Origin of the sequence: Pseudomonas sp. SJZ131, assembly GCF_007828705.1 — a bacterium.
In the GTDB taxonomy this organism is placed as follows: domain Bacteria; phylum Pseudomonadota; class Gammaproteobacteria; order Pseudomonadales; family Pseudomonadaceae; genus Aquipseudomonas; species Aquipseudomonas prosekii.
The window spans coordinates 241,330-266,852 of record NZ_VIVC01000007.1 but is presented as its reverse complement, the minus strand read 5'-3'; the positions used below and the strand labels follow the sequence as shown (position 1 = coordinate 266,852).

Here is a 25,523-nt window from a genome sequence, read left to right as displayed (position 1 = left end):
CCCAGCAGTCAAATCCGCCCAACCGGCGCATACGGCGCCGGATCAATAATCGGCGCCCGTCCCAGCATCACGTCCGCAAACAACTGGCACGACGCCGGCGCCAGCACCAGCCCATTGCGGTAATGCCCGCAATTGAGCCACAGCCCGGCGAACCCCGGCACCTGCCCAATGTACGGAACCCCTTCCGGCGAACCCGGACGCAACCCCGCCCAATGCCCCACTACCTCGGCATCGGCCAGCGCCGGAATCAGTTCCTCGGCCGAAGCCTTGAGGCTCTCCAGCGCCGATTCGGTAGGCGTCTTGTCGAACCCTTCATGCTCCAGCGTGCTGCCGATCAGGATATGCCCGTCGCGACGCGGAATCGCATAGCGGCCCTTGGCCAAGACCATGCTCGGCAAAAAATCCGCCGCGCATTTGTAGAGAATCATCTGCCCTTTGACCGGCTCGACCGGCAGTTGCAGACCGAGACTTTTCAGCAGATCGCCGCTCCAGGCGCCGGCCGTCAGCACCACCTGATCACCATGAATCGCGCCGCTGGACGTTTGCACGCCGACTACGCTGTCACCGTCGCGGATAAATCCGCTGACTTCGCAATGCTCGTGGATGGTCACGTTGGGCAGCGCCAGCAACGCCGCTTTCAGCGATTTGACCAGTCGCGGATTGCGCACATTGGCCACATCCGCCATGTAGATCGCCCGCGAAAATCCGCCGCCGAGCACCGGCACCGCATCGTGCGCCGCCGAAATATCCACCGCGCGCAACGGCCGGTTTTCCCGTTTGGCCCAGGCCAGCGCCTCAGCTTCGTCATCCAGATCCAGCCAATACAGGCCGGTGGTGTGCACTTCGGGATCGACGCCGGTCGCTGCGAACAGGCGCTCGCCGAGCTGTGGATAAAAGTCCTGCGACCAGTGCGCCAGCGCCGTGACCGCCGGGCTGTAGCGCCACGGGTACAGCGGCGAAACAATTCCGCCACCAGCCCAGGATGATTCCTGGCCGAGGTTGCTGCGATCCAGCAGCACCACACTTTGCACTTCGGACGCGAGATTGAATGCGGTCAGCAGGCCAATCACGCCGCCGCCGACAATCACCACTTGCTGTTGCCTGGTCATGTTCTGATCCAACCGTTAATAGACAGAGGGCGCAAATCGGCGCCCGAAAGAGAAATCTAGCGGCCCCAGCAATCCTTGACGGTGGCGGTGTTGTTGACCAGGCCTCGGGCGCCGGTGTTGCTGATGGTGAAATCGCCACACTTGTCGGTCGACATGCTCGAGCCCGGCTTGCGGATCGCCGTCAGGGTGAACGTCTGATCGGCGATGGTCGGGGTGATGGTGTAGAAATCATTGCCCGTACTCAGGCCCGTCGCGCCGGTGTAAAGGTTGCTCTTGGAGTAGAAGCGCTCAAGGATCTGCGCTTGCTCGGTCAGCAGACCGGCGGCGTCGGCGCGACGGCCCTTTTTCATGTATTCGGTCAGGCTCGGGTAGCCAATGGTGATGACGATCCCGATGATCGCAATCACGATCATGATTTCGATCAGGGTAAAACCTCGGTTGGATCTGCGCATGCCTCAACTCTCACTTACTGTATTTGTCGCCACATGATGCGACGGCTGCCGCCACCGCCGGGTTTTTCCACCAGCGAGCTGATGCCGCCGCTGGAGTCGTTGACGATTTTGCGCGATGCATTGTTGACGATCGCGTTCAGGGTCGGAATCCCCCCGGTGAAAATCACCCCGCTGGAAATCGAGTCGGTGCTGTCGACCAGCCCGTCGCCGTTGGTGTCGAGCACCGCGTAGTTGAGCATCTTACCGCTGAACGCATCGAGTTCGACCAGTTTGCCGGTACCAAAACTGGCACAAGGGTCAGTGGTGTCGACGCTGGCCGTGGTGAAGACGATGCGCCCGGCCACCAGACTGGCCTGATTGATCACCCGTTCACCTGTCAGCACGTTGTTGTACACCAGCGGCAAGTACCAGCCCTTCTCTGCCGGATACGTCGTTTCGTTCTGCGTGGTGGTGATGAATTGTCCGCCGGTGCTGCTACTGGTCACGCCGGTGATGGACTGAGATTGCAAGTTGGCCACAGTCAGTTGGCCCGCGCCGCCGTCGGCATCCCATACCGAGTAGAAACCCTGCAGATCCTTGTTGATCTTGTCCGGGGTCTCGTTGAATTTGCCGGTGCCGAAGAATATCTGTTTGCCCCCCTGGGCATTGTCCGCCAGTAACGGTTGCGCGGTGATTGGCTGGGTGGCGCCGCCCGGCGTGGTGAACAGAGGTCTGCCGGCGAACGCCACGCCCCACGTATCCGGCGCCGTTGCGCTCAAATCAAACTTCCACAGGCGCCCTTTCAAGTCGCCGCCATACGCCGCTTGCACCACGTTCTGCGAATTGACCCTGAGTTTTACCGAGGACAAGCCGTTGGTGGTTTCCGTGCTGTCGATGACGATTTTCTTGATCAGCGAGCCGTCGCGCACATCCACCACGTACAACGCCGCCACCCCGGAATTGCTCCCGTAACCGTTGGAAATGAACGCCGCCCAGCGCCCATCGGCCAAGCGTGCCACTTCGGGGCGCGCGTAGGCGTAACCCAGGTCATTAAAAACGTTGGTCGGGACCGATGTGGCCGGTGCGCTGATTTCCCACAGCGCGCGGAAGGCATTACCCGCCGAGGCGTCGAACAACTGCACCGCATAAAACGTCTTGCCGCCCGCCCCGGTGCCGCCCAGCGCGAGGGTTTTCCAGGCAGTGCCAAGCTGCGCATCAAATATGCCGACCTGCCCGTCGACCAGAAACTTGTGGCTGACGCCGTTGACGTAATTCGGGTCGGCGATGTAGCGCAACGACGGCAGCACACTGGACGGCATGTAGGCATAACGGCGGGTGCCATTGCCGGCATTGATCACGTTGAGAAAACCGTCGTTGGCGTTGACCACCAGGCTGGCGCTCATGTTCGCCGCTTTGGTCGCCAGATAAGTGGTGTAGGCCGAATCGCCGACCAGATCCGCTGCGGTCTGATCGGTTGGCGAGGCCAACGCCAGCGGCGAGTTGATGATGTCGCCGAGCAGAACCGTGCGTGCTTTCAAACCGACTTTGTTGACGCCTTTGCTCCACTCCACCAAATCGTTGCCGACAATCCCGGTCGGCAGGTTCTGGTTAAGCGTCGTTTGCTGAGCCGGGGAAAAGTTGCCGTAGGCCAGGGTGACCGGCGCATTGTTCAGGGTGTTCCACGATTGATAAGTGGGCGCCGCTGCGCCGGGGACGATCACGTTGTCGGTGTTCCATTGCACGACGGCGGTATTCACCGAGCCGCTGGCGGTGACGCCGAACGCCTTGATCGTGCCGCGCCAATCCTTGGGATCGTAAGTGGTCTGGTAATAACTCGAACCGCTGGACAGCGTACTGCTGCTGGTCACGCCGCTGCCGCCGGAGCCGGCCTTGGACGTGATGTTGCTCAGCGCCGAGGACAGCGCCGCGTTCAAACCGGCGGCATCGTTAGCCTGGTAATACAGGCCCTGACCATAAGCGGCGGCGTCGGACAGCATCTGGTTGGCGGCGGTGAAACCGACGGTGTACGTGTTCATGTTCTGTTTGGGGAAATCTGCGGCGTTCCAGGCTTTACCCGCGAGGTCGGTGCCGGTCGAACGCATGTCGATGTCGAAGGCGAACTTGGCGATGTCATCCAGATACAGCGTGTCGCCCTCATCGTCGCCATTCGGGTCGTTGCCGTCGTTGTTGATCCCGTCCCAGTTCGGCAAGCGGCTGCCACCCAACGGATCGGTGGTCGGGAACGTCCGGTCGTAAGTCGGCAAACCGTCGGTGATAACCACGCCGTAGTTTTTCTGGCAGCGGTACTGGATCGGGCTGGTGTAGGCGCTCGGCGTAGTGTTGTAGAACGGCGCCAGACCTCGGAAGTATCGAGTGATTTCGTAATAAGTCTCGGCCAGCGGCGTGTTGGCCACGGCGGACAGGCCATTGATCCCGTTGATCAGGGTGTTGTAGTTGGTATCCGCCTGCGCCTGGGTGACGCTGCCGCTGACCGCCGTCAGATCGGCGACCGAGCGGGCAATGTAGCCGCCATTGCCGGAGTTGTTGCTGGTCGGCGCGTTGAATGAGGCCAGGCCGATGCGCAAGCCGCGATTGCTGGTGACCAATGAAGTCGAGACGTTGCGCGCGACGTTGATCCGGTAGTCAGTGGGAATCGAGCCGTTGGTGAAGTCGCGGTTACTGCCGGCGGCCAATCCCACCAGATACGAGATGTAATCATCGGTGTAACGCGTGTTGCCGTTGCCGACCGGGTCGGGCAGCTTGATGCATTGCGGCGCCAGGCTGTTGTTGTAGAACGCGTAGGCACCGCCGGAACACCCGGACGTCGGCAGGCTGGAGAGGAAAATCGAGCTGCCGACGATGTCCGACGAACCCAGGCACAAACCGAGAAACGCGTTGCACTGCTTCGCCGGTGTGCGATTGGCGGTCGGATCGAACCCCGGCGCAAAGATGATGGTGTTCATGCTTCCCGAGTTGTCGATCAGCAACATGACGTTCGGCGGCACTGCTGCCGCGCTCAACAGCGGTGAGTCCGACGGTGTGAAAGCGTAGACCGGTGCCGTCAGGAACAGGCTCAACAAAAACCCGAAAAGTACCTGCGCCCATCGTCGGCGCATGCCTGCGCGAGCATCAATATTTGGCATAGATGCTCTCCACCACGCTGCGAATGTTGTTGCCGACAATGCCGACGGCGGTGATCCGATACAGCGTCGCTGAGGTGTTGCTGGGGATATTGATCGCGCCTGTGGTCGTGCCGATGTTCTGCACACCGTAAAAACCGCCGTTCACCGCAATCCAGTTGACCCCCGAGGATCCGTTGACCCCGGGCGCGGTCAGCGTTGCCGATTCCGCTGGCGGTGCGCATTGCGCGGTGCTGCCGCAGACCGCCTGGGTATAAGTTGGCAATTGCACCGCGCTTTCGCCGATACGCAACGTCGCCTCAGCCAATTGGAACGACTGATTGCGCAGGCTGACGCTGCCGGCCATTTTTTCCTGCAACGTCGCGTTCTGCATCGATGAAATGCCGATCAGCGTCAGCAACAACAGAAACACCAGACTGACCAGCAAGGCCATTCCGCGCTGGCGTTTCGGTAGGCTCGAACACGCTTTCATAGTGAAAAAACTCTCATGCGTTCACCTACTGCAGCCGGTTGCGCAAAGCGGCAACCACGTTGAAGGTTTGATTGCGCACGCGTTGCTTGGGATCGGCCAGCGTCAGGCTCAGGCGCACACTGCGAATCAGCGCGGGGTTGCTCGGGTTGGTGGTGTAACTGGTCGCCGCCACATCGCTGGTACTGGTGGCCATGCCGAAAGACACGTTGAACGCACTGACGTTATTGATCAGCACCGCTTGGGCCGGCGTGCCGTGCCCGCTGCCCATCAACAGTTGGTTGTTGCTGAAGCTGTAGATCAATCGACGTATCGGAAATGCCATTTGCCCGGAGGCTGGCGCGCGTAAATCGGTGTAGGCGGTGGCGCTGGTTTTACAGTCCGACAACACGGTCCAGGTTGGCGTGCCGCCGCCACTGCCGACATCGGCGGTAACCAATGTCAGCTTGAGATTGGCGTTGTCCCAAATGATCGGCGTGATCTGGCTGGCGTTGAAATCACCGATGGAACTGGCGTCGATCACCGTGCCCAGGCAACCGAACATGCCGACCATGCGAATTTCCTGAATCATCTTGCTCAGCACGAACCGCGCGTCTTCCTGCATCGCCGCAGCGGTGTTCTGGCTGACGTAAGTGTTCTTCGCCGAGATGAACACCTGCGCCACGCCGAGCACCACAATCAGGCTCAACGCCAAGGCAATCAGCAATTCGATCAGGCCGAAACCTTTGCTTGAATGCTTCATGGCGACGTCACCGGATCAACGGCGGCACGGCTGGTCAGGACGAAGCTGCGGCGCGAGTTGGCAACGTTGGCGGCGCGCGAGTCGTCCCAGGTGATGGTGATGGTGTACACGCGTTGATTCAGGGCGACGCTGCCGGTCGCGGTCGGCCCGCCGAAACTGACGATATTGCTGATGAAATCGTAGAGGTCCTGATCCCGCGCGACGCTCAGATTGCCTGAGGTCGGCGGCGCGACGGTGTAATCGGCCCCGGAGTTGGCGCGGATGCGGTCCATCATGTCGTAGGCGATAAAACTCGCCTGGCTGGTCATCCGCGCACTGTCGGTGTACTTCAGCGCATTGACCTGAATCGCCGCCGCCCCCAACAGCCCGACGGTCAAAATCACCAACGCGACCAAGACTTCGATCAGCGTCATGCCTTCCTGTGCGCGCCTGCTCCGTTGCCTCATCCGCAAATTCCACCTGAAAAAATCCGTCCGTTCAAACACACCATCAGCGTCCTGCTTTGTGCGCCCAATACATAACTGATCGGCACCGCCGTGGACGGTGCCGACAAACCACCGAGATTGTTGAAATCAATCGCGGTCACTCCAGAGGGTAGCGTCAGAGTGGCGCCGCTGCTCACCGCTGGAACAACCCGCAATACATTGGCCGGATTGCCAGTACTGTCGTAGACCGAGAGTTCGCCAGTCCAGACGCTGCCACCGGCGGTCGGGCGCAGGCGCGTGGTCACGCCGCGATCAATGGCTTCCAGCCGCGCGAAATTGAGCGCGCGTTGCAGGTCGCCAACCTCGGTGTCGGCACGGGTGCCTTGGATCGAACGGGTAAACATGGGCACCGCCATGGTGATCAGGATCAGAAACACCGCAAGCGCGATCAGCAACTCGACCAGCGTGAAACCTTTTGTACGATGATCCATCGGTGCCCTCCGTTGCCGTCGGCTATACCTGCTTCTACACGCTAGAACATTCAACCGGCACGCGTTCGGTTGTTTCGCCTTTTATCGCGCACGGATTGCGCGAACCGCAGCACTCCAGGGAGGAAAAACATGCATCAGCACGGCTTCAGCCTGATCGAACTGCTTATGGGACTGGCAATTGCCGGGATTGTTCTGCTGCTGGTCAGTCCGGCGTTTGCCGCGCTGACCCAGGCGAATTATCGCGAGGTCGCGGCGCAGTCGCTGATCAGTGGAATTCGCCACGCCAGGACGATTGCCCTGACGCACAATCAGAACACGGTGATCTACGCCATTAACGGCGATTGGGCTCAGGGCTGGCGGATCATTCTGGACGTCAGTGGCCGAGGGCCGCAGGACAGCAGCAACCCGCTGTTGGTCGAGCACGCGAATGGTGATCGGGTGCCGATTGTCGGCAATTGGAGTGTCAGGAGTTTTGTGCGGTTCAGCCATCTCGGCCAACCGTTGATGCCCGGCCGGGCCTTTCAGGCGGGGACGTTGCACCTCTGCGCGGCGCGCGAGCCGGTCAGTCACCTGCAAGTGGTGCTGGCGCCGTCCGGTCGCGTGCGCCTGGACAACCGCAAGGCTGAACAGGCGCTGTGTGCCGAGGAGAAACGACTTAAAGCAGCGACTTCACGCGCAGCTCTTTCGGCATCGAGAACGTGATGTTCTCTTCGCGACCGGCCAATTCGTCGGCGCCGGTAGCGCCCCAGGCCTGCAATTGCTGGATCACGCCACGCACCAGCACTTCCGGTGCGGAGGCGCCAGCGGTGATGCCAATACGCTCGACACCGTCGAACCAGCTCTTTTGCATGTCTTCGGCGCCGTCGATCAGGTAGGCCGGGGTGGCCATGCGCTCGGCGAGTTCGCGCAAGCGATTGGAGTTGGAGCTGTTCGGGCTGCCGACCACCAGTACCACGTCGCACTCGTCGGCCAGTTGCTTGACGGCGTCCTGACGGTTTTGCGTGGCGTAGCAGATGTCGTCCTTGCGCGGACCGCCGATGGCCGGGAAGCGTGACCGCAGCGCATCAATGACGCGACTGGTGTCGTCCATCGACAGCGTGGTCTGGGTCACGAACGCCAGGCGGTCAGGGTTTTGCACTTGCAGCGTGGCGACGTCTTTTTCGTCTTCGACCAGGTAGATCGCGCCACCATTGCTGCCATCGTACTGGCCCATGGTGCCTTCGACTTCCGGGTGCCCGGCGTGGCCGATGAGGATGCACTCACGCCCGTCGCGGCTGTAACGCGCGACTTCGATGTGCACTTTGGTGACCAGTGGGCAGGTCGCGTCGAACACTTTCAAGCCACGGCCCGCCGCTTCGGTGCGCACAGCCTGGGAAACGCCGTGGGCACTGAAGATCACGATGACGTCGTCCGGCACTTGATCGAGTTCTTCAACGAAGATCGCACCGCGCGAACGCAGGTCTTCGACGACGAATTTGTTGTGGACCACTTCGTGGCGCACGTAGATCGGTGGCCCGAAGACTTCCAGGGCGCGGTTGACGATTTCGATCGCCCGGTCCACACCGGCGCAGAAGCCACGGGGGTTGGCGAGTTTGATTTGCATGCTGTGCCTCGTGTCTTGCGCGCAAGAAGTTAGATCATTACAACCTGTAGGAGCGAAGCTTGCTCGCGAAAGCGGTAGGTCAGTCGACATCGATGTTGGATGTGATGACGTCTTCGCGAGCAAGCTTCGCTCCTACAGTTGACCGTATTCGGTCAATTACAGCGATTTGACGCTGATGATTTCGACATCAAAGGTCAGCGTCTTGCCGGCCAGCGGGTGGTTGAAGTCGATGGTGACCTGGTCATCATCGAATTCCTTGACGATACCCGGCAGCTCAGTATTGGCCGCATCGTTGAAGATCACCAGCAAGCCGGGCGACAGGTCCATGTCCTTGAACTGCGAACGCGGGATAACCTGCACGTTCTGCGGGTTAGGCTGGCCGAAAGCTTTTTCCGGAGCAATGCTCAGGGTGCGCTTGTCGCCCGCCTTGAAACCGAACAGCGCGGCTTCGAAACCTGGTAACAGGTTGCCGTCGCCGACCTGAAAGGTCGCCGGGGCTTTGTCGAAGGTGCTGTCGACCGTGTCGCCGTTCTCCAGGCGCAATGCAAAGTGCAGAGTGACTTCCGTGTTCTGGCGGATGCGTTGCTCAGCCAATACCTGTTCAGTCATGAACGGCTTCTCCGGTTTTCTTACTTTTGAACATATCCAGTGCCAGCATTACAGCACCCACCGTAATCGCACTGTCGGCGAAGTTGAACGCCGGGAAGTGCCACTGGTTCTGCCAATGCACCAGAATGAAATCGATCACATGGCCCAGGGCAATGCGGTCATACAGATTGCCCAGCGCGCCACCCAGCACCAGCGCCAAGGCGATGGCCAGCCAGGTTTCGTTGCGCCCGAGGCGCTTGAGCCAGACCACCAGCACCGCACTGACAACAATTGCGATCAGCGCAAACAACCAGCGCTGCCAACCGGAACTGTCGGCCAGAAAGCTGAACGCCGCGCCAGTGTTGTAGGCCAGCGTCCAGCTGAACAGATCGGGGATCACCACGATCTGCTGGAACATTTCGAGCTTGCCTTCAAAGTAAAACTTGCTGGCCTGATCAATGACCAGAACCAGCAAGCTCAACCAGAGCCAGCTCAGCCGTCCGAAACGGCCAGCCGCGTTAGGCATAGTGACGTACCTCGCCGGCGCCGCTGATGTTGTCGACGCAACGACCGCAGATTTCCGGATGCTCCGGGTTCACGCCGACGTCTTCACGGCAGTGCCAGCAACGGGCGCACTTGGCGAAGGCGGACTTGACGATTTTCAGCTTCAAACCGCTGACTTCGGTCACCACCGCATCGGCCGGAGCCTGAACGAATGGAGCGACGCTGGCAGTCGAAGTGATCAGAACGAAGCGCAACTCGTTGCTCAGCTTGGCCAGGTCGGCGCTCAGCGCCTCTTCGGCGAACAGCGTCACTTCGGCTTGCAGGTTGCCACCGACAGCCTTGGCCGCGCGCTGGATTTCCATTTCTTTGTTCACAGCGACCTTCACCGCCATGATCCGCTCCCAGTAGGCGCGGCCCAGTTCAACGTTGTCCGGCAGTTCGCTCAGGCCTTCGTACCAGGTGTTGAGCATCACCGATTCGTTGCGCTCGCCCGGCAGGTATTGCCACAGTTCGTCAGCGGTGAACGCGAGGATCGGCGCGATCCAGCGCACCAGCGCTTCACTGATGTGGTACAGCGCGGTTTGCGCCGAGCGGCGCGCCTTGCTGTTGGCGCCAGTGGTGTACTGACGGTCCTTGATAATGTCGAGGTAGAAACCGCCCAATTCCTGCACGCAGAAATTGTGGATCTTCGAGTAGACGTTCCAGAAGCGGTATTCGCCGTAATGCTCTTGCAACTCGCGTTGCAGCAGCAGGGTACGGTCCACGGCCCAACGATCCAGTGCCAGCATGTCTTCGGCCGGGAGGATGTCGGTGGCCGGGTTGAAACCGGTCAGGTTCGAGAGCAGGAAACGCGCGGTGTTACGGATCCGCCGGTAGGCGTCCGCACTGCGTTGCAGGATCTGCTCGGAAACCGCCATTTCACCCGAGTAATCGGTGGACGCCACCCACAGACGCATGATGTCGGCGCCCAGCGTGTCGTTGACCTTTTGCGGCGCAATCACGTTGCCCAGCGACTTGGACATCTTGCGCCCGGACTCATCGACGGTGAAGCCGTGAGTCAGCAGTTCGCGGTAAGGCGCGTGGTTGTCGATGGCGCAACCGGTCAGCAACGACGAGTGGAACCAGCCACGGTGTTGGTCCGAGCCTTCCAGATACAGGTCGGCGCGCGGGCCGCTGTCGTGGCCCATCGGGTGTGAACCGCGCAGGACGTGCCAGTGCGTGGTGCCCGAATCGAACCAGACGTCGAGGGTGTCGCTGATCTTGTCGTACAGCGGCGCTTCGTCGCCGAGCAACTCGGCTGCGTCCATTTTGAACCAGGCTTCGATGCCTTCGACTTCGACGCGCTTGGCCACTTCTTCCATCAGTTCAGCGGTGCGTGGGTGTAGCTCGCCGCTTTCCTTGTTGAGGAAAAACGGGATCGGCACGCCCCAGTTGCGTTGACGCGAGATGCACCAGTCCGGACGGTTGGCGATCATCGAGTGCAGGCGCGCCTGGCCCCAGGCCGGGACGAACTTGGTTTCTTCGATGGCTTTGATCGCGCGTTTGCGCAGGGTTTCGCCGGTTGCAGGCTCTTTGTCCATGCCGATGAACCACTGCGCGGTGGCGCGATAGATCAGCGGAGTCTTGTGACGCCAGCAGTGCATGTAGCTGTGTTCGATGACGGTGGTGTGCAGTAGCGCACCGACTTCGGTCAGTTTGTCTACGATCGCCGGGTTGGCTTTCCAGATGAACTGGCCGCCAAAAAACTCCAGCGACGGTACGTACACGCCATTGCTTTGCACCGGGTTGATGATGTCGTCGTTGACCATGCCGTATTTCTTGCAGGTCACGAAGTCGTCCACGCCATAGGCTGGCGCGGAGTGAACCACGCCAGTGCCAGCGCCCAGTTCGACGTAGTCAGCCAGGTAAACCGGCGACAGGCGATCGTAGAACGGGTGACGGAAGTTGATCAGTTCGAGTTCTTTACCGGTGGTGGTCGCGATGACCGAGCCTTGCAGGTTGTAGCGAACCAGGCACGACTCGACCAGTTCTTCAGCCAATACCAGCAGTTTGTCGCCGACATCGACCAGCGCGTAGTTGAATTCCGGATGAACGTTCAGCGCCTGGTTGGCCGGGATGGTCCACGGGGTGGTGGTCCAGATCACGATCGAAGCCGGTTTGGCCAGCGACGACAGACCGAACGCAGTCGCCAGTTTGCCCTCGTCGGCAATCGGGAACGCAACGTCGATGGTCGAGGACTTTTTGTTCTCGTACTCGACTTCCGCTTCAGCTAGCGCCGAACCGCAATCGAAGCACCAGTTCACCGGCTTCAGGCCCTTGAAGACGAAACCGCCCTTGACGATTTCGGCCAAGGCGCGGATTTCACCGGCCTCATTTTTGAAGTCCATGGTCTTGTACGGGTTGGCGAAGTCGCCCAACACGCCGAGACGGATGAATTCGGATTTCTGCCCTTCGATCTGCTCGGTGGCGTAGGCACGGCACAGTTCGCGGGTTTTGTCCGCGCCCAGGTTCTTGCCGTGGGTCACTTCGACTTTGTGCTCGATCGGCAGGCCATGGCAGTCCCAGCCCGGAACATAAGGCGCGTCGAAACCCGACAGGGTCTTCGAGCGAATGATCATGTCCTTGAGAATCTTGTTCAGTGCGTGACCGATGTGAATCGTGCCGTTGGCGTACGGAGGGCCGTCGTGCAGGACGAACTTCGGACGATCCTTGCCAATTTCGCGCAACTTACCGTACAGGCCAATACTGTCCCAGCGCTGCAGGATCTGCGGTTCGCGCTGTGGCAGGCCGGCCTTCATTGGGAAGGCGGTGTCCGGAAGGTTTAGCGTGGCTTTATAGTCGGTCATTTAAGGCTCTTCATTAGCGATTGGCGCTAGGTGCGACAGGGCACGGGCGGCGGCGACATCCGCATTGATCGCCGTCTTAAGCGCCTCCAGAGAGGCGAAACGCTGCTCTTCACGCAGCTTTTGGTGGAAAACCACCGTCAAACGCCGGTCATATAGATCGCCGGCAAAATCTAAAAGATGTACTTCGAGGTGGGCCTTGCCATCACCCTGGACCGTTGGCCGCACGCCGATATTGGCGACGCCGGGCCAACGCTTGCCGTCGATATCAACGCTGACCAGATAAACCCCGGACAACGGCACGCGACGACGCTTGAGTTGGATGTTGGCGGTGGGCGTACCCAGTTGCCGCGCCAGTTTCTGGCCGTGCAACACACGCCCGGCGATCCGGTACGGACGGCCGAGCAAACGTTCGGCGAGGGCAAAATCGGCAGCGGCCAGGGCATTACGCACTTGCGTGCTGCTGACGCGAATACCGTCGAGCTCGACGGTTTGCGCCGCTTCCACGGTAAAGCCCTGCATTACGCCGGCCTGCTGCAGGAAATCGAAATCGCCTATCCGATCACAGCCGAAACGGAAGTCGTCACCGACCTCCAGATGCTGCACGCCCAGGCCGTCGACCAAAATCGTATCGACGAATTCGCTGGCGCTGAGTTTGCTCAGCCGCTGATTGAAGGCCAGGCACAAGACCCGGTCAACGCCTTCATCGGCGAGCAATTGAAGTTTGTCGCGCAAGCGCGCCAGACGCGCCGGAGCGGTGTCGGGGGCAAAAAATTCCCGCGGCTGTGGCTCGAAAATCACCACGCAGCTGGGCACGCCCAACTCGAGCGCACGTTCACGCAGCCTGACCAGGATTGCCTGGTGACCACGGTGAACACCGTCAAAGTTGCCAATAGTGGCGACACAGCCCCGATGCTGGGGGCGCAGATTGTGGAGGCCTCGAACCAGCTGCATAACGCGCTTCTTGCTCATAAAGTGGTCGATTATAACCACACCCGGCGGCCGACGACAGGCAACACCGTAACCCAAAGTGATCGAGCCGACAAAACTGCCGGCCCGCCCGTGTCTATCGCGGCGAACGCCTCAGCTCAACGCCTTGCGATTGAAGTCGCGCAAACGGAAACCCATCAACAGCAGCATGCCGAAATAGGCGACCACGCCAGCCGCCACCAACGCGCCCAGGCGCAGGAAGCGCTCAAGCATGTGCCCCTGCTCCCACGCCGGCATGAAATGCATGCCGCACAGCAATACCGCGGACATCACCAACACAGCAATCACCAGTTTGAGTCCAAACTTTGCCCAGCCCGGTTGCGGCTGGTACATCTGCTGTTTGCGCAGTTGATAGAACAGCAGCCCGGCGTTGATGCAGGCGCCAATGCTGATGGCCAGCGCCAGCCCGGCGTGGGCCAGCGGGCCGATCAAGACCAGGTTGAACAGTTGCGTCACGATCAGTGTGAATATCGCGATTTTCACCGGCGTGCGGATGTTTTGTTGCGCATAGAAGCCCGGGGCCAGCACCTTGATCACGATGATTCCGAGCAAACCGACCGAATAAGCGATCAGTGCGCGCTGGGTCATCGATGCATCAAAGCTGCTGAACGCGCCGTACTGGAACAGCGAAACGGTCAGCGGTTCGGCCAGAATCGCCAGCGCCAGTGAGCATGGCAGCACCAGCACAAAGCACAGGCGCAGGCCCCAATCGAGGATGCGCGAATATTCCTGGCGGTCCTTGCTGGCGTAAGTCTTGGCCAGCGTCGGCAGCAGAATGGTGCCCAGGGCCACGCCCAGCACGCCGGACGGCAACTCCATCAGGCGATCGGCGTAATACATCCACGACACCGAGCCGGCCACCAGAAACGAGGCGAAAATCGTGTTGATGATCAGCGAAATCTGGCTGACGGAAACCCCAAGGATCGCCGGCAGCATTTGTTTCAGCACGCGCCAGACGCCGCTGTCACGCAGGTTCAGGCGCGGCAATACCAGCATGCCGATCTTTTTCAGGTGCGGCAGCTGATAGAGCAACTGCGCCAGGCCACCGACCAGTACTGCCCAGCCCAACGCCATGACCGGCGGATCGAAATACGGCGTCAGGAACACCGAAAAGATGATCATGCTGACGTTCAGCAGGGTCGGCACGAACGCCGGCACCGAGAAGCGGTTGTAGGTATTGAGGATTGCCCCGGCCAATGAAGACAGGGAAATCAGCAATATATAGGGGAAGGTCACGCGCAGCAGATCGGACGTGAGCTGGAATTTTTCCGGGGTATCGGTGAAACCCGGCGCGGTCGCCCAGATGACCCAAGGCGCGGCGAGCATACCCAACGCGGTCACCAGCGCCAGGACCAGCGTCAGCAGGCCAGAGACGTAAGCAACGAAGGTTCGCGTCGCCTCTTCGCCCTTCTGGCTCTTGTATTCGGCAAGAATCGGCACGAAGGCCTGGGAAAATGCGCCTTCGGCAAAGATCCGCCGCAGCAGATTGGGCAGTTTGAAGGCGATAAAGAAGGCGTCCGTCGCCATCCCCGCCCCAAATGTACGCGCGATGAGAGTGTCACGAACGAACCCCAGAACCCGGGAAAGCATCGTGATAGAGCTGACGGCGGCCAACGATTTGAGCAGATTCATTGAAAGAGTTTGTGCCTGTCGATAAACAGCAGGCGAACAAAGCGCCTACTTATGCGATACTCCGCGCCGCAGCAGCACAGAGCCAAAGCTCGCGAGTTTACAGGTCAAGCGCCGGAAATAAATATCCCGCCTCTTTATACCTACCACTTAGCGGAACGTCTCAACCGCCCTTGACAAGACATCAACTCATCGGCATGATTCGCGGCCTATTTTGTTTGCTATTTCCTAAAAAGTCTTTCGAGGAGCTCGACGGTGGCCAACACACCTTCCGCCAAAAAACGTGCAAAACAGGCTGAGAAGCGTCGCAGCCACAACGCCAGCCTGCGTTCCATGGTTCGTACCTACATCAAGAATGTAGTTAAAGCCATCGACGCAAAAGACGCTGAAAAAGCTCAAGCTGCTTACGTTCTGGCCGTGCCAGTTATCGACCGTATGGCCGATAAAGGCATCATCCACAAGAACAAGGCTGCTCGTCATAAGAGCCGCCTGAACGGTCACGTCAAGGCTCTGAACCTTGCTGTTGCCGCTTAAGCGATAAGCTTGTTGAAAAACCGACCTCAGGGTCGGTTTTTTATTGCCTGCGATTTGGCAAATTCAACACAAAAAAAATGTAGGAGCGAGCCTGCTCGCGATAGCGGACTTTCAGCCAACAGAGATGTTGAATGTTAGTCAGTCATCGCGAGCAAGCTCGCTCCCACATTTGGTTCTACGTATGACTTATTGCGCGTGCGGCCACGGCAGGATTGGAATCGCCGTTACCGCATTCTGCGGGCTGCCTTCGATCAGACGATCGCTGTACACCAGATACACCAGCGTATTGCGCTTCTTGTCGAGGAAACGCACGACCTGCATCGACTTGAACACCAGCGATGTGCGCTCCTTGAACACCTCATCGCCATCCTTCAGATCGCCTTTAAAGCTGATCGGCCCGACCTGACGACAGGCCAGCGACGCCTCGGCACGATCCTCCGCCAGACCCAAACCACCCTTCACGCCACCAGTCTTGGCGCGCGACAGGTAGCAAGTCACGCCTTCTACTTTGGGATCATCAAACGCTTCGACGACGATCCGATCATTCGGGCCGACGAATTTGAACACCGTCGACACTTGGGCAATCTCTTCTGCCGACGCCAGCAACGGCACCGCCAACAGCAAACCCAACAACCCTTTTGCTACGCGCATTCAATATTCCTTCAGACCAGGATCAGGTTATCGCGGTGAACCAGTTCCGGTTCAGCCATGTAACCCAACAGACCGACAATCGCTTCAGACGACTGACCAATGATTTTTTGTGCTTCGAGCGCGCTGTAATTGGCGAGGCCGCGGGCGATTTCTCGGCCGTCGGGCGCCACGCAAACAACCATCTCGCCACGTCGAAAACTGCCTTGAACCAGTTTGACGCCGACCGGCAGCAAACTTTTATTGCCTTGCGACAACGCCGTCACCGCGCCAGCATCGAGTACCAGCGTGCCGCGCGTTTGCAGATGCCCGGCCAGCCATTGCTTGCGCGCGGCGAGCATGCCGCGCTCCGGCGACAGCAAAGTGCCGATGCGCTCGCCAGCCTTCAAGCGATCAAGCACACGCTCGATCCGCCCACCAACGATGATGGTGTGCGCGCCGGACCGCGCGGCCAGCCGTGCGGCGCGCAATTTGGTTTGCATGCCGCCACGCCCCAACGCACCACCGGTGCCACCCGCCACCGCGTCGAGCGCCGGATCATCGGCGCGCGCTTCGTAAATCAGGCTGGCGTCGGGGTTATTGCGCGGATCGGCGTCGAACATGCCGTCGCGGTCGGTGAGGATCACCAGCAAGTCAGCCTCGACCAGATTCGCCACCAGCGCCGCCAACGTGTCGTTGTCGCCGAAACGGATTTCGTCGGTGACCACGGTGTCGTTCTCGTTGATCACCGGGATGACCTTGAGTTCGACCAACGCGCGCAGGGTGCTGCGGGCGTTAAGGTAGCGTTTGCGGTCGGACAGGTCGTCGTGGGTCAGGAGAATCTGCGCGGTATGCCGGGCGTGCTCGGCAAAGCTCGATTCCCAAGCCTGCACCAGGCCCATCTGACCGATTGCCGCAGCGGCCTGCAATTCGTGCATTGCACTGGGTCGCACGGTCCAGCCCAGACGGCTCATGCCGGCCGCCACCGCCCCGGAGGACACCAGCACCAACTCGACGCCCGCCTCATGCAAGGCCACCATCTGTTCAACCCAGACACCCATTGCCGCGCGATCCAGGCCTTTGCCGTCCGCCGTCAGCAAAGCGCTGCCGATCTTCACGACCCAACGCTGCGCACCTGTCACCTTGCTCCGCATCATCTTCAACCTTAGCTTGAGGACAGCGCGACCCAGCGCTGCCCGTGACGTTATTCGTGGTTATTCGTGACCAACTATCGATTTGCAGATACTAAAACGCCGCTCGATTGAGCGGCGTTCAAGTTTACTGCAACGAATCAGTCACGCACGTAAATGATTTCCGGACCGTCTTCGTCATCCACATCTTCTTCGTCCCAATCATCGTCGCCGATGTCGTGGACCGACTTCACGCCGCTACGGCGCAGGGCACGCTGGTCATCCAGGGCCTGCAACTGGGCACGAGCTTCGTCTTCGATGCGCTGATCGAGGTCGGCCAGTTCTTCCTTGTACGCCGGGTCATTGGCCAGGCGATCGGCACGATCTTCCATGTAACGCATGATGTCGTGGCACAGACGCTCGGTGCCGAGCTTGGAAATGGCCGAGATCACGTAGACCGGACCGGTCCATTCCAGGCGATCAACGATCTCCTTGACGCGCTCTTCGTGCTCTTCTTCGAGGATCTGGTCGCATTTGTTCAGCACCAGCCAACGATCACGCTCAGCCAGAGACGGGCTGAACTTGGTCAGTTCGCTGACGATCACTTCGGCAGCATCCGGGGCGCTGGCGTCGTCGAGCGGCGCCATGTCCACGAGGTGCAACAGCAGACGGGTGCGCGACAAGTGCTTGAGGAAACGAATCCCCAGGCCCGCGCCGTCGGAAGCACCTTCGATCAGACCCGGAATGTCCGCAACGACGAAGCTTTTCCAGCGATCGACGCTGACCACACCGAGGTTCGGCACCAGCGTGGTGAACGGATAATCGGCGACTTTCGGCTTGGCGGCCGACACCGAACGGATGAAGGTACTTTTGCCAGCGTTCGGCAAGCCCAGCAGACCGACGTCGGCGAGGACTTTCATTTCCAGCTTGAGATCACGCGCCTCACCCGGTTTGCCCGGAGTGGTCTGGCGCGGAGCACGGTTGGTACTGGATTTGAAACGGGTATTGCCCAGACCGTGCCAGCCGCCATGCGCAACCAGCAAACGCTGGCCAGCCTTGGTCAGGTCGCCGATGACTTCCTGAGTGGCGGCGTCGATCACGGTAGTGCCGACCGGTACGCGCAGCACCAGCTCTTCACCTTTTTTACCGGTGCAGTCAGTGCTGCCGCCGTTGGAACCGCGCTCGGCATCGAAGTGACGCGTGTAACGGTAGTCAACCAGGGTGTTGAGGTTTTCGTCGGCAAGCATGTACACCGAACCGCCATCACCACCGTCGCCGCCGTTAGGGCCGCCGTTTTCAATAAATTTCTCGCGACGGAAGCTCATGCAACCGTTGCCGCCGTCACCGGCCTTTACTCGAATCGATACTTCATCAACAAACTTCATAACAAAACGCCTCTCGTCATACGGACGAGCCAAGAAAATCCAGACATAAGACTCTTGCAAAAATGAGCGTAGCGACCTCAAGCACGACTGCAAATCCAGCTGCTTTCGCCCATCACAAACAGCTTTGCAAGAGACTCACCCCATAAACGAAAAAGCCCCGTCGCGAGACAGGGCTTTTCCAGCGATCGCGCAATTAAGCGGCGACAACGCTCACGTAACGGCGGTTGAACGCGCCTTTTACTTCAAACTTGATCACGCCTTCGATTTTCGCGAAGAGGGTGTGATCCTTACCCATGCCAACACCGTAACCGGCGTGGAATTGGGTGCCGCGCTGACGCACGATGATGTTGCCCGGAATGATCTTCTGGCCGCCATACATCTTCACGCCAAGGCGTTTGGCTTCTGAGTCGCGACCGTTACGGGTACTACCACCAGCTTTTTTGTGTGCCATGAGTCAATTCTCCTAGTGAGGATTAGGCTGAAATTAAGCCTGAATACCGGTGATTTTGATCTCGGTGTACCACTGGCGGTGGCCCATACGCTTCATGTGGTGCTTACGACGACGGAACTTGATGATGCGGACTTTATCGTGACGACCTTGGGAGATCACTTCAGCCACAACGGTAGCGCCAGCAACAACCGGGGCGCCGATGTTCACGTCATCGCCATTGGCGACCAACAGAACGCGATCAAAAGTAACGGATTCGCCGGTAGCGATTTCCAGTTTTTCGATCTTCAGGTATTCACCTGGGGCGACCTTGTATTGCTTGCCACCAGTAACAATTACTGCGTACGACATGGTATTTCTCCGATAATCCTGCTCACCCAGCTCTTTATAAGAAGAGGTATTGGCTGGCATGGCTGCATTGGGCTGGAAGGCCCGATTGCAATTGCGTAAGGCAGGTGCTGCCCAGGAAGTTCAGGGTGCGCGATTGTACGCAAGCTGCTTGAGCGATGCAAGAGCCCGTCCATCGCGCCTTGACAGGTCCGGACGCGGGTCCTAGCATGCCGCGCAACCCTTCTGGAGCAACTGTCGCTGATGCAACCCCAAGCTTTCTACCGCGCGGTGGCGGACGATTTTAACGCCGTCGACGGCATCATCAAGAAGCAGCTGACTTCCCGAGTGCCGCTGGTATCGAAAATCGGCGACTACATTACTTCGGCCGGCGGTAAACGCCTGCGTCCTCTATTAGTGTTGCTGTGTGGCAAAGCTCTGGGTCGCGAAGGCGATGACTTGCGCCTGCTGGCCGCCACAATCGAGTTCCTGCACACCGCCACCCTGCTGCATGACGACGTCGTCGACATGTCCGGCATGCGCCGTGGCCGCTCGACCGCCAACGCCATGTGGGGCAACGCGCCAAGCGTGCTGGTCGGCGACTTCCTGTATTCGCGTTCTTTCGAAATGATGGTCGAACTGGGCTCGATGCCGGTGATGAAGATCCTTTCGCAAGCTACGCGCATCATCGCTGAAGGCGAAGTGTTGCAGTTGTCGAAGGTGCGCGACGCCAGCACCACCGAAGAGACCTACATGGAAGTCATCCGCGGCAAAACCGCGATGCTGTTCGAGGCCTCGACCCACAGCGCCGCGGCCCTGTGTGAAGCCACTGCGGAGCAAAGCGAAGCGCTGCGCACCTTTGGCGATCACCTCGGCGTAGCCTTCCAGCTGGTCGACGACCTGCTGGACTACAAGGGTGACGCGGAAACCCTGGGCAAGAACGTCGGTGACGATCTGGCCGAAGGCAAACCGACCCTGCCGCTGATCTACACCATGCGCGAAGGCACCCCGGAACAGGCCGCACTGGTACGCCAGGCGATCCAGAAGGGTGGCATCGAAGACCTGGAAAGCATCCGCGAGGCCGTTGAGGCGTCCGGTTCGCTGGAATACACCGCGCAACTGGCCCGCGATTACGTGGCCCGCGCGATCAAGTGCCTCGACGCCCTGCCGGCCAGCGAATATCGCGATGCGCTGGTGGAACTGAGCGAGTTCGCGGTAGCCCGCACGCACTAACCTGCCCTGTGTAGGAGCGAGGCTTGCCCGCAAAGGCATTCTGCCAGTCAACAATCATGTGACTGACACACCGCCTTCGCGGGCAAGCCTCGCTCCTACAAAGTCACACGCTGCCCTCCCCACTAAAACCCTATACAATGTGCGACTTTTAGCGATCCTCATTCCAAGGAGCCTTAGTGAGCACGTTGCCACCCTGCCCGAAATGCAATTCCGAATACACCTACGAAGACGGCGCACAGCTGATCTGCCCGGAGTGCGCCCACGAGTGGTCCGCCAATGGCGAAGCTGAAGTGGCGTCCGATGACGCCGTGAAAAGGGATTCGGTGGGCAACGTCCTGCAGGACGGCGACACCATCACCGTGATCAAAGACCTCAAGGTCAAAGGCACGTCGCTGGTGGTCAAGGTCGGCACCAAGGTCAAGAACATCCGCTTGTGCGATGGCGATCACGACATCGACTGCAAGATCGACGGCATCGGCCCGATGAAGCTCAAATCCGAGTTCGTCAGAAAAGTCTGATTCTGCTGTCTGCCATCCCGCGTCCGGCGTGGGATGGTGCTTCGTCCTCCCCAGCCTCGCTCGCCATCCTCGCAATAGCCAAACGCCAGTCACTTTGACCTGATACAACCTTTACCCTGAAAAAAACACAAACTGCCAATAGTCCCTTGCTATTTATTGAATAAGAATTATTCTCATTGAAACCAATCAATGGAGATGAAACTCATGACTTATTTGATCGATGCCTGGCTGGACCGGCCACACCCTTACCTCAGAATCCTGCATCGGGAAACCGGGGAAGTCTGCGCAGTGCTTGAAGAGGAAGCCTTGAACGAGCTGCAGGATCAGGGAGATCTGGACGTCAGCGGCTTGAGTTCCAGCGAGCCGGTGGTGCTCAAGGAACTGGTGCGCAATCTGTTTCTGTTCTGCTACGCCCGGGCATTGCGCCCGCACGGCGATCTGAATCACAAGATCGAATTATGAAACACCCTGCAAAACCCTGTAGGAGCAAGGCTTGCCCGCGAAGAGGCCATCACATTCAACATCATCGTTGACTGACACGCCGCTTTCGCGAGCAAGCTTCGCTCCTACAAGATCAAGGTATTACAGAACGTCCAGCAGCTCGACGTCGAACACCAGTACGCTGTGCGGCGGAATGCTGCCAACGCCTTGAGCGCCGTAAGCCAGTTCGCTCGGCACGTACAGACGCCATTTGCTACCGGCATTCATCAGTTGCAGGGCTTCGGTCCAGCCAGCGATCACGCCGCCGACCGGGAATTCTGCAGGCTGGCCGCGCTCGTAGGAGCTGTCGAACACAGTGCCGTCGATCAGGGTGCCGTGGTAGTGAGTGCGCACTTGATCTTCACGGGTCGGCTTGGCGCCTTCGCCCTGAGTCAGCACTTCAAATTGCAGGCCGGAAGCCAGGGTAGTGATGCCGTCACGCTTGGCGTTTTCCGCCAGGAAAGCCAGGCCTTCGCCAGCAGCCGCTTCAGCTTTGGCCGCTGCTTCGGCTTGCATGATTTCGCGGATCACTTTGAAGCTCGCGGACATTTCTTCCTGACCCACACGGCTCGGCTTGCCGGCGAATGCGTCGGTCAGGCCAGCCAGGATCGCGTCGAGGTTAACGCCCGGTGGCGGGTTGTCGCGCAGTTGGTCGCCCAACTGACGGCCGATGCCGTAGCTGACGCGGGTTTCGTCGGTGGACAGATTTACTTCGGACATGACACTGCTCCGCTGTGCGGACGGCCCTGGAACATGCCGTGCGTGCACAGCAATTCCCGGAGCGCCCGGAACCAAAAGGGCGAGCAGACTAGCACAGATGCCCTGTCAGGGATGAGCGCGCGTCAGCCCTGCCAGGCAGAACGCCAGGCAATCGGCACTTTCAGGCTTTCTTCGGCACTGGCGCCGAGCCCGCACATCTCGTCATGCACCGAGGTGTGCACCAGATTGAACGGCAATTTGGGAAACGCATGCAGTACTTCGCGGGCATGCTCGACCGAACGCAAATGAAACGCCTTGCCATGCGGATCATCCAGCGGATACGCCATGCCGTGCATGCGCGCCTCCAGCAGGTAAATCCCGCCTTCCAGCGAAATCAGGTTCAGCTCATCGACCTTGCCGGCGATGGCGTAGGCATTCAGCTCTTGCAGGTTCATCAACGCACCTCAAGCAATGGCGGACCCGGACCTCACAGGGATAAGCCCCGACACGAAAAAGCACAACCCTCAAACCGCACCGCTGGTCCGGTCGCCCCTCCCGAAACCTGCTGATTCACCTCAACCCGTAGGAGCGAGGCTTGCCCGCGAAGCCGTCGTCACATTCAACACAAATCGTGACAGACACACCGCCTTCGCGGGCAAGCCTTGCTCCTGCAGGGCCGGAGGTGATCAGTGCTTGGTCAACTTATCCAGATAACCCATCGCAAACGCCGAGACCACGAACGTCATGTGAATGATCACGTACCACTTCAAATGCTCGGGATCGACGTTTTTTGCGTCCATGAAAATCCGCAGCAAGTGGATCGACGAGATCGCCACGATCGACGCCGCCACTTTCATCTTCAGCGAGGACGAGTCCATGGTCCCCAGCCAGTGCAGCTTCTCTTTGTCTTCGTCGATGTCCAGTTGCGAGACGAAGTTCTCGTAACCGGAAATCATCACCATCACCAGCAGGCCGCCGACCAGCGCCATGTCGATCAGCGACAGCAGTACCAGAATCAGGTCCGATTCGGCCATCGAGAAGACGTTGGGGATAACGTGGAAAACTTCCTGGAAAAACTTCAGCGCCAGCGCCAGCAGGCCCAGCGACAGGCCGAAGTAGATCGGCGCGAGCAACCAGCGGGAGGCGTACATTGCATTTTCGATAAAGCGTTCCATCGGATCTCACACAAGGGCTGGAAAATGGCGGCGAGTATACAACGCGCTGCCGGTGCCCAGAAGCATGCGGAAACCATCGATAAATCCGTAACCTGCGCATATGTGACAAAGCTTTTCTGCTAGTGTCCAAACCATTCACAAGTCAGTGACACCGGACAGGAAAAACAGGAAATGGATGTGCGATTGCCTTTTACGAGTGCCGGCGTGTGCCTGGCGTTGCTGCTCAGCGGTTGCTCACCCAGCGATGAAAAACGCCAGGTCAGCCTCGACGAAAAAACCGCACAGTTCGAAACGTCGCTGAATACCATTCAAGACCCGAAACTCAAGAACGCCATCGCCGAGCTGGGCGGCTCGCTGCTGTTGCTCGAACGCGCGCAACTCAAACTCGACACCAAGCCGCTGCAAACCGAATACAGCGAAGACGTGCTGGCAGTGCTCAAGCACTACCCCACTCCGCAGGCGCTGGTCGACACCTACATCAACGGCTTGTTTGTGTTGCACAAAGATTCCAGCTCCGACTACCTGACCGATCTGCAACCGGTGTTCCCGTTCAACTTCAACATTCCCGACACGTTCCTGTTCCCCAATGGCCTGGAATGGCAATCGGTGACCCTGAGCGACAAACGCGTCATCGGTTTTCAACCGGAATGGTCGGAAACCGATCCCGGCATCCAGCTCAGCCCGTCGAGTTCGAACCTGACCAACCCCGAAGATCTGACCATCACCTACCCGTTCATCGACGGCCTGGATGTCGACAACAAACAACAGCCGCAGCCGGTGAGTCTGCAAGGCAAGGTTGAAGTGGTGGCGCCGCGTCGGCTCTACAGTTTTGACCTGACGAAAAAGGATGTCGGCCAGACGCGCAGCAACGACAACCTAAGTGTCACGCTGCTGAAACTGGAGCCGAATTACGCCGAAATCGAGTTCGCCAACAGCCTGCCAACGGCCGCCGAAGTCAGCGAGACGCCGCTCAACCCGCTGATCGTGCAGGCTCGCGACAGCACCGGGCAGTTCCTGTCGCGCTCGGGCTCGATCAATGAAACCGCCGCGCAAATCGCGTTTTATCAGAAACAACTGGCCAGGTTGCAGCAGGAAAAAACCTGGAGCGATTCGCTGGAAATACAGCTGGAAGACGATCAGCGCGCCTTCGAAAAGCAGCAGAAGCGCAATTACTCCAAGGTGTATTTCAACGGCCCGATCGAGACGCTTGAGGTCAGCGTGCTGGATTTCTCCAGCGCCACAGTGACGCGCAAGGATCTCAACCTGCCAGTGCGCCGTTTCGAGCAAAACACCACCGACAAAACCATTCAGCCATTGGATTTGCCAGTGGTGGTGTATGACGACCAGGCCCCGGCGTGGCTCAAAGGCGCGACGCTCGACGAAGAACAGTTGAAGAAGAGCGTGCGCATCAGCCAATCGGTGGACGACACGAGCGCGGCGCAGATCGAATTTGATCGCCCGCGCAGCTTCAACGAAGAAATGCTCGGCAGCGCGTTGAAACCGGTGGACGGCCCGGTGAGTTTTTTCACCGAGGACGGCAGGGGTAAACGGGATGAGCCAATCGAGTTGCCGCTGGAGGCTTATCAGGTCGATCCGCTGCACCGGACCATTACCTACGATTTGAATCTGTTTCCGGAAACTCCGGCGTACGCGGTCGGCTCGATGCCCATGTTCCTGGCGACAATCGACAAGAAAACCCTCGACGCAAAACAGTTACCCGAAGGTCTGGAGCTCAAGGGCAATGCGTTGGTGGTTGATCAGAAACTGTTTCCGGCTGATGAGTGGCGTTTCTACGCCAGGGACGACAGCGGCAATTACCTGAAAGAGATTCTCGCCGTCAGCCACAACGCCAGCGCAGAAGGCCCGGCGCTGTTTGGCGTGCATTACTTTTATGGCCAGCCGACGCGACTGGAAAGCTATCAGCGAACCGACCTCGCCACCGTGCAATACGGGTTTGAAGTCAAACTCGACAAGACCGAACTGCCCAACCCGGTTCAGTGATT

27 protein-coding genes are annotated in these 25,523 nt (G+C 59.3%); 6 read left to right on the top strand and 21 right to left on the bottom strand.

Features of this window, described 5'->3' with window-relative positions; genetic code table 11:
- Positions 1–8: 8 nt before the first annotated feature.
- Genes thiO through FBY12_RS26620 form a run of 7 tightly spaced genes read right to left on the bottom strand, consistent with a single transcriptional unit; the run spans position 9 to position 6,807 of the window.
- Positions 9–1,109 carry a glycine oxidase ThiO gene (gene thiO, locus FBY12_RS26650; RefSeq protein WP_145257340.1) on the bottom strand — a complete coding sequence of 367 codons (1,101 nt, stop codon included), beginning with the start codon at positions 1,107–1,109 and terminating at the stop codon, positions 9–11.
- Positions 1,110–1,165: 56 nt separating this feature from the next.
- Positions 1,166–1,561, bottom strand: coding sequence for a type IV pilin protein (locus tag FBY12_RS26645; RefSeq protein WP_145257337.1), 396 nt, complete (start codon positions 1,559–1,561; stop codon positions 1,166–1,168).
- Positions 1,562–1,575: 14 nt separating this feature from the next.
- Positions 1,576–4,683: a pilus assembly protein gene (locus FBY12_RS26640; protein WP_145257334.1), complete on the bottom strand. Its 3,108-nt coding sequence runs from the start codon at positions 4,681–4,683 to the stop codon at positions 1,576–1,578.
- On the bottom strand, positions 4,670–5,152 hold the full coding sequence (locus FBY12_RS26635) for a PilX N-terminal domain-containing pilus assembly protein (protein WP_121732769.1): 483 nt from the start codon (positions 5,150–5,152) through the stop codon (positions 4,670–4,672). The genes FBY12_RS26640 and FBY12_RS26635 overlap by 14 nt, the downstream gene beginning before the upstream one ends.
- 25 nt (positions 5,153–5,177) lie before the next feature.
- A complete protein-coding gene (locus tag FBY12_RS26630) occupies positions 5,178–5,891 on the bottom strand; it encodes a PilW family protein (protein ID WP_145257331.1) in 714 nt (237 codons plus the stop codon).
- Complete coding sequence (gene pilV / locus FBY12_RS26625) at positions 5,888–6,337, bottom strand: type IV pilus modification protein PilV (protein WP_121732771.1); 450 nt, start codon at positions 6,335–6,337, stop codon at positions 5,888–5,890. The genes FBY12_RS26630 and pilV overlap by 4 nt, the downstream gene beginning before the upstream one ends.
- Entirely contained in the window at positions 6,334–6,807 is a 474-nt protein-coding gene (locus tag FBY12_RS26620; RefSeq protein ID WP_101208657.1) for a GspH/FimT family pseudopilin, read from the bottom strand. The genes pilV and FBY12_RS26620 overlap by 4 nt, the downstream gene beginning before the upstream one ends.
- A 129-nt stretch (positions 6,808–6,936) precedes the next feature.
- Between FBY12_RS26620 and FBY12_RS26615 the strand changes: the two genes are divergently transcribed.
- The gene (locus tag FBY12_RS26615) at positions 6,937–7,509 is read left to right on the top strand and encodes a GspH/FimT family pseudopilin (protein WP_101208656.1); all 573 of its coding nucleotides are present in this window, start codon (positions 6,937–6,939) and stop codon (positions 7,507–7,509) included.
- Here FBY12_RS26615 and ispH read toward each other — a convergent pair.
- From ispH to murJ, 6 genes are all read right to left on the bottom strand, one after another.
- Positions 7,463–8,410, bottom strand: a complete 948-nt coding sequence (gene ispH, locus FBY12_RS26610; protein WP_092277832.1) for a 4-hydroxy-3-methylbut-2-enyl diphosphate reductase — start codon at positions 8,408–8,410, stop codon at positions 7,463–7,465. The two genes, FBY12_RS26615 and ispH, sit on opposite strands and share 47 nt — an antisense overlap.
- 156 nt (positions 8,411–8,566) lie before the next feature.
- Positions 8,567–9,004 carry an FKBP-type peptidyl-prolyl cis-trans isomerase gene (gene fkpB, locus FBY12_RS26605; RefSeq protein WP_178076596.1) on the bottom strand — a complete coding sequence of 146 codons (438 nt, stop codon included), beginning with the start codon at positions 9,002–9,004 and terminating at the stop codon, positions 8,567–8,569.
- A gap of 7 nt (positions 9,005–9,011) precedes the next feature.
- On the bottom strand, positions 9,012–9,524 hold the full coding sequence (lspA, locus tag FBY12_RS26600) for a signal peptidase II (RefSeq protein ID WP_109503352.1): 513 nt from the start codon (positions 9,522–9,524) through the stop codon (positions 9,012–9,014).
- Positions 9,517–12,348 carry an isoleucine--tRNA ligase gene (ileS, locus tag FBY12_RS26595; protein ID WP_121757341.1) on the bottom strand — a complete coding sequence of 944 codons (2,832 nt, stop codon included), beginning with the start codon at positions 12,346–12,348 and terminating at the stop codon, positions 9,517–9,519. The genes lspA and ileS overlap by 8 nt, the downstream gene beginning before the upstream one ends.
- Positions 12,349–13,299 carry a bifunctional riboflavin kinase/FAD synthetase gene (gene ribF / locus FBY12_RS26590; protein ID WP_145257328.1) on the bottom strand — a complete coding sequence of 317 codons (951 nt, stop codon included), beginning with the start codon at positions 13,297–13,299 and terminating at the stop codon, positions 12,349–12,351. It abuts the gene before it with no gap.
- Positions 13,300–13,428: 129 nt separating this feature from the next.
- Entirely contained in the window at positions 13,429–14,967 is a 1,539-nt protein-coding gene (gene murJ, locus FBY12_RS26585; RefSeq protein WP_145257325.1) for a murein biosynthesis integral membrane protein MurJ, read from the bottom strand.
- Between the two features lie 252 nt (positions 14,968–15,219).
- Between murJ and rpsT the strand changes: the two genes are divergently transcribed.
- Complete coding sequence (gene rpsT, locus FBY12_RS26575) at positions 15,220–15,498, top strand: 30S ribosomal protein S20 (RefSeq protein WP_008154937.1); 279 nt, start codon at positions 15,220–15,222, stop codon at positions 15,496–15,498.
- Positions 15,499–15,684: 186 nt separating this feature from the next.
- Here the strand turns inward: rpsT and FBY12_RS26570 are convergent, their stop codons facing one another.
- The 5 genes from FBY12_RS26570 to rplU form a co-directional block, all read right to left on the bottom strand.
- Positions 15,685–16,149 (bottom strand): CreA family protein, encoded by a 465-nt coding sequence (locus FBY12_RS26570; RefSeq protein WP_145257322.1) that lies wholly within the window; start codon positions 16,147–16,149, stop codon positions 15,685–15,687.
- A gap of 11 nt (positions 16,150–16,160) precedes the next feature.
- The gene (gene proB / locus FBY12_RS26565) at positions 16,161–17,279 is read right to left on the bottom strand and encodes a glutamate 5-kinase (protein WP_109503353.1); all 1,119 of its coding nucleotides are present in this window, start codon (positions 17,277–17,279) and stop codon (positions 16,161–16,163) included.
- 137 nt (positions 17,280–17,416) lie between these two features.
- Positions 17,417–18,640: an Obg family GTPase CgtA gene (cgtA, locus tag FBY12_RS26560; RefSeq protein ID WP_101208652.1), complete on the bottom strand. Its 1,224-nt coding sequence runs from the start codon at positions 18,638–18,640 to the stop codon at positions 17,417–17,419.
- Positions 18,641–18,833: 193 nt separating this feature from the next.
- Positions 18,834–19,091 carry a 50S ribosomal protein L27 gene (gene rpmA, locus FBY12_RS26555; protein WP_003176049.1) on the bottom strand — a complete coding sequence of 86 codons (258 nt, stop codon included), beginning with the start codon at positions 19,089–19,091 and terminating at the stop codon, positions 18,834–18,836.
- Between the two features lie 33 nt (positions 19,092–19,124).
- Positions 19,125–19,439, bottom strand: a complete 315-nt coding sequence (gene rplU / locus FBY12_RS26550) for a 50S ribosomal protein L21 (protein ID WP_003176051.1) — start codon at positions 19,437–19,439, stop codon at positions 19,125–19,127.
- 240 nt (positions 19,440–19,679) lie between these two features.
- Here rplU and FBY12_RS26545 point away from each other — a divergent pair, with 240 nt between their 5' ends.
- The 3 genes from FBY12_RS26545 to FBY12_RS26535 all read left to right on the top strand — a co-directional run bounded on the left by FBY12_RS26545 (position 19,680) and on the right by FBY12_RS26535 (position 21,628).
- Positions 19,680–20,648 (top strand): polyprenyl synthetase family protein, encoded by a 969-nt coding sequence (locus FBY12_RS26545; protein ID WP_092277814.1) that lies wholly within the window; start codon positions 19,680–19,682, stop codon positions 20,646–20,648.
- 176 nt (positions 20,649–20,824) lie between these two features.
- The gene (locus FBY12_RS26540) at positions 20,825–21,166 is read left to right on the top strand and encodes a zinc ribbon domain-containing protein YjdM (RefSeq protein ID WP_145257320.1); all 342 of its coding nucleotides are present in this window, start codon (positions 20,825–20,827) and stop codon (positions 21,164–21,166) included.
- A 204-nt stretch (positions 21,167–21,370) separates the two neighbouring features.
- Entirely contained in the window at positions 21,371–21,628 is a 258-nt protein-coding gene (locus FBY12_RS26535) for a hypothetical protein (protein WP_092277812.1), read from the top strand.
- 120 nt (positions 21,629–21,748) lie between these two features.
- Here FBY12_RS26535 and FBY12_RS26530 read toward each other — a convergent pair whose 3' ends face one another.
- The 3 genes from FBY12_RS26530 to FBY12_RS26520 form a co-directional block, all read right to left on the bottom strand.
- On the bottom strand, positions 21,749–22,366 hold the full coding sequence (locus tag FBY12_RS26530; protein WP_054051384.1) for an FKBP-type peptidyl-prolyl cis-trans isomerase: 618 nt from the start codon (positions 22,364–22,366) through the stop codon (positions 21,749–21,751).
- A 122-nt stretch (positions 22,367–22,488) separates the two neighbouring features.
- On the bottom strand, positions 22,489–22,800 hold the full coding sequence (locus FBY12_RS26525) for a DUF6482 family protein (RefSeq protein ID WP_121732781.1): 312 nt from the start codon (positions 22,798–22,800) through the stop codon (positions 22,489–22,491).
- A 231-nt stretch (positions 22,801–23,031) separates the two neighbouring features.
- The gene (locus FBY12_RS26520; protein ID WP_092277806.1) at positions 23,032–23,520 is read right to left on the bottom strand and encodes a TIGR00645 family protein; all 489 of its coding nucleotides are present in this window, start codon (positions 23,518–23,520) and stop codon (positions 23,032–23,034) included.
- A 171-nt stretch (positions 23,521–23,691) separates the two neighbouring features.
- On the opposite strand from FBY12_RS26520, the gene FBY12_RS26515 reads away from it, so the two are divergent.
- Positions 23,692–25,521 (top strand): hypothetical protein, encoded by a 1,830-nt coding sequence (locus tag FBY12_RS26515; protein ID WP_145257316.1) that lies wholly within the window; start codon positions 23,692–23,694, stop codon positions 25,519–25,521.
- Positions 25,522–25,523 lie beyond the last annotated feature (2 nt).

What these genes read in the sequence shown, in the direction of transcription:
- rpmA (WP_003176049.1), bottom strand. Translation starts at nt 19,091, where the DNA reads ATGGCACACAAAAAAGCTGGTGGTAGTACCCGTAACGGTCGCGACTCA.
- ispH (WP_092277832.1), bottom strand. Translation starts at nt 8,410, where the DNA reads ATGCAAATCAAACTCGCCAACCCCCGTGGCTTCTGCGCCGGTGTGGAC.
- FBY12_RS26520 (WP_092277806.1), bottom strand. Translation starts at nt 23,520, where the DNA reads ATGGAACGCTTTATCGAAAATGCAATGTACGCCTCCCGCTGGTTGCTC.
- FBY12_RS26645 (WP_145257337.1), bottom strand. Translation starts at nt 1,561, where the DNA reads ATGCGCAGATCCAACCGAGGTTTTACCCTGATCGAAATCATGATCGTG.
- FBY12_RS26620 (WP_101208657.1), bottom strand. Translation starts at nt 6,807, where the DNA reads ATGGATCATCGTACAAAAGGTTTCACGCTGGTCGAGTTGCTGATCGCG.
- FBY12_RS26615 (WP_101208656.1), top strand. Translation starts at nt 6,937, where the DNA reads ATGCATCAGCACGGCTTCAGCCTGATCGAACTGCTTATGGGACTGGCA.
- FBY12_RS26515 (WP_145257316.1), top strand. Translation starts at nt 23,692, where the DNA reads ATGGATGTGCGATTGCCTTTTACGAGTGCCGGCGTGTGCCTGGCGTTG.
- FBY12_RS26535 (WP_092277812.1), top strand. Translation starts at nt 21,371, where the DNA reads ATGACTTATTTGATCGATGCCTGGCTGGACCGGCCACACCCTTACCTC.
- pilV (WP_121732771.1), bottom strand. Translation starts at nt 6,337, where the DNA reads ATGAGGCAACGGAGCAGGCGCGCACAGGAAGGCATGACGCTGATCGAA.
- ribF (WP_145257328.1), bottom strand. Translation starts at nt 13,299, where the DNA reads ATGCAGCTGGTTCGAGGCCTCCACAATCTGCGCCCCCAGCATCGGGGC.
- FBY12_RS26630 (WP_145257331.1), bottom strand. Translation starts at nt 5,891, where the DNA reads ATGAAGCATTCAAGCAAAGGTTTCGGCCTGATCGAATTGCTGATTGCC.
- FBY12_RS26570 (WP_145257322.1), bottom strand. Translation starts at nt 16,149, where the DNA reads ATGCGCGTAGCAAAAGGGTTGTTGGGTTTGCTGTTGGCGGTGCCGTTG.
- thiO (WP_145257340.1), bottom strand. Translation starts at nt 1,109, where the DNA reads ATGACCAGGCAACAGCAAGTGGTGATTGTCGGCGGCGGCGTGATTGGC.
- cgtA (WP_101208652.1), bottom strand. Translation starts at nt 18,640, where the DNA reads ATGAAGTTTGTTGATGAAGTATCGATTCGAGTAAAGGCCGGTGACGGC.
- ileS (WP_121757341.1), bottom strand. Translation starts at nt 12,348, where the DNA reads ATGACCGACTATAAAGCCACGCTAAACCTTCCGGACACCGCCTTCCCA.
- murJ (WP_145257325.1), bottom strand. Translation starts at nt 14,967, where the DNA reads ATGAATCTGCTCAAATCGTTGGCCGCCGTCAGCTCTATCACGATGCTT.
- rplU (WP_003176051.1), bottom strand. Translation starts at nt 19,439, where the DNA reads ATGTCGTACGCAGTAATTGTTACTGGTGGCAAGCAATACAAGGTCGCC.
- FBY12_RS26635 (WP_121732769.1), bottom strand. Translation starts at nt 5,152, where the DNA reads ATGAAAGCGTGTTCGAGCCTACCGAAACGCCAGCGCGGAATGGCCTTG.
- lspA (WP_109503352.1), bottom strand. Translation starts at nt 9,524, where the DNA reads ATGCCTAACGCGGCTGGCCGTTTCGGACGGCTGAGCTGGCTCTGGTTG.
- FBY12_RS26545 (WP_092277814.1), top strand. Translation starts at nt 19,680, where the DNA reads ATGCAACCCCAAGCTTTCTACCGCGCGGTGGCGGACGATTTTAACGCC.
- FBY12_RS26640 (WP_145257334.1), bottom strand. Translation starts at nt 4,683, where the DNA reads ATGCCAAATATTGATGCTCGCGCAGGCATGCGCCGACGATGGGCGCAG.
- FBY12_RS26530 (WP_054051384.1), bottom strand. Translation starts at nt 22,366, where the DNA reads ATGTCCGAAGTAAATCTGTCCACCGACGAAACCCGCGTCAGCTACGGC.
- proB (WP_109503353.1), bottom strand. Translation starts at nt 17,279, where the DNA reads ATGCGGAGCAAGGTGACAGGTGCGCAGCGTTGGGTCGTGAAGATCGGC.
- FBY12_RS26525 (WP_121732781.1), bottom strand. Translation starts at nt 22,800, where the DNA reads ATGAACCTGCAAGAGCTGAATGCCTACGCCATCGCCGGCAAGGTCGAT.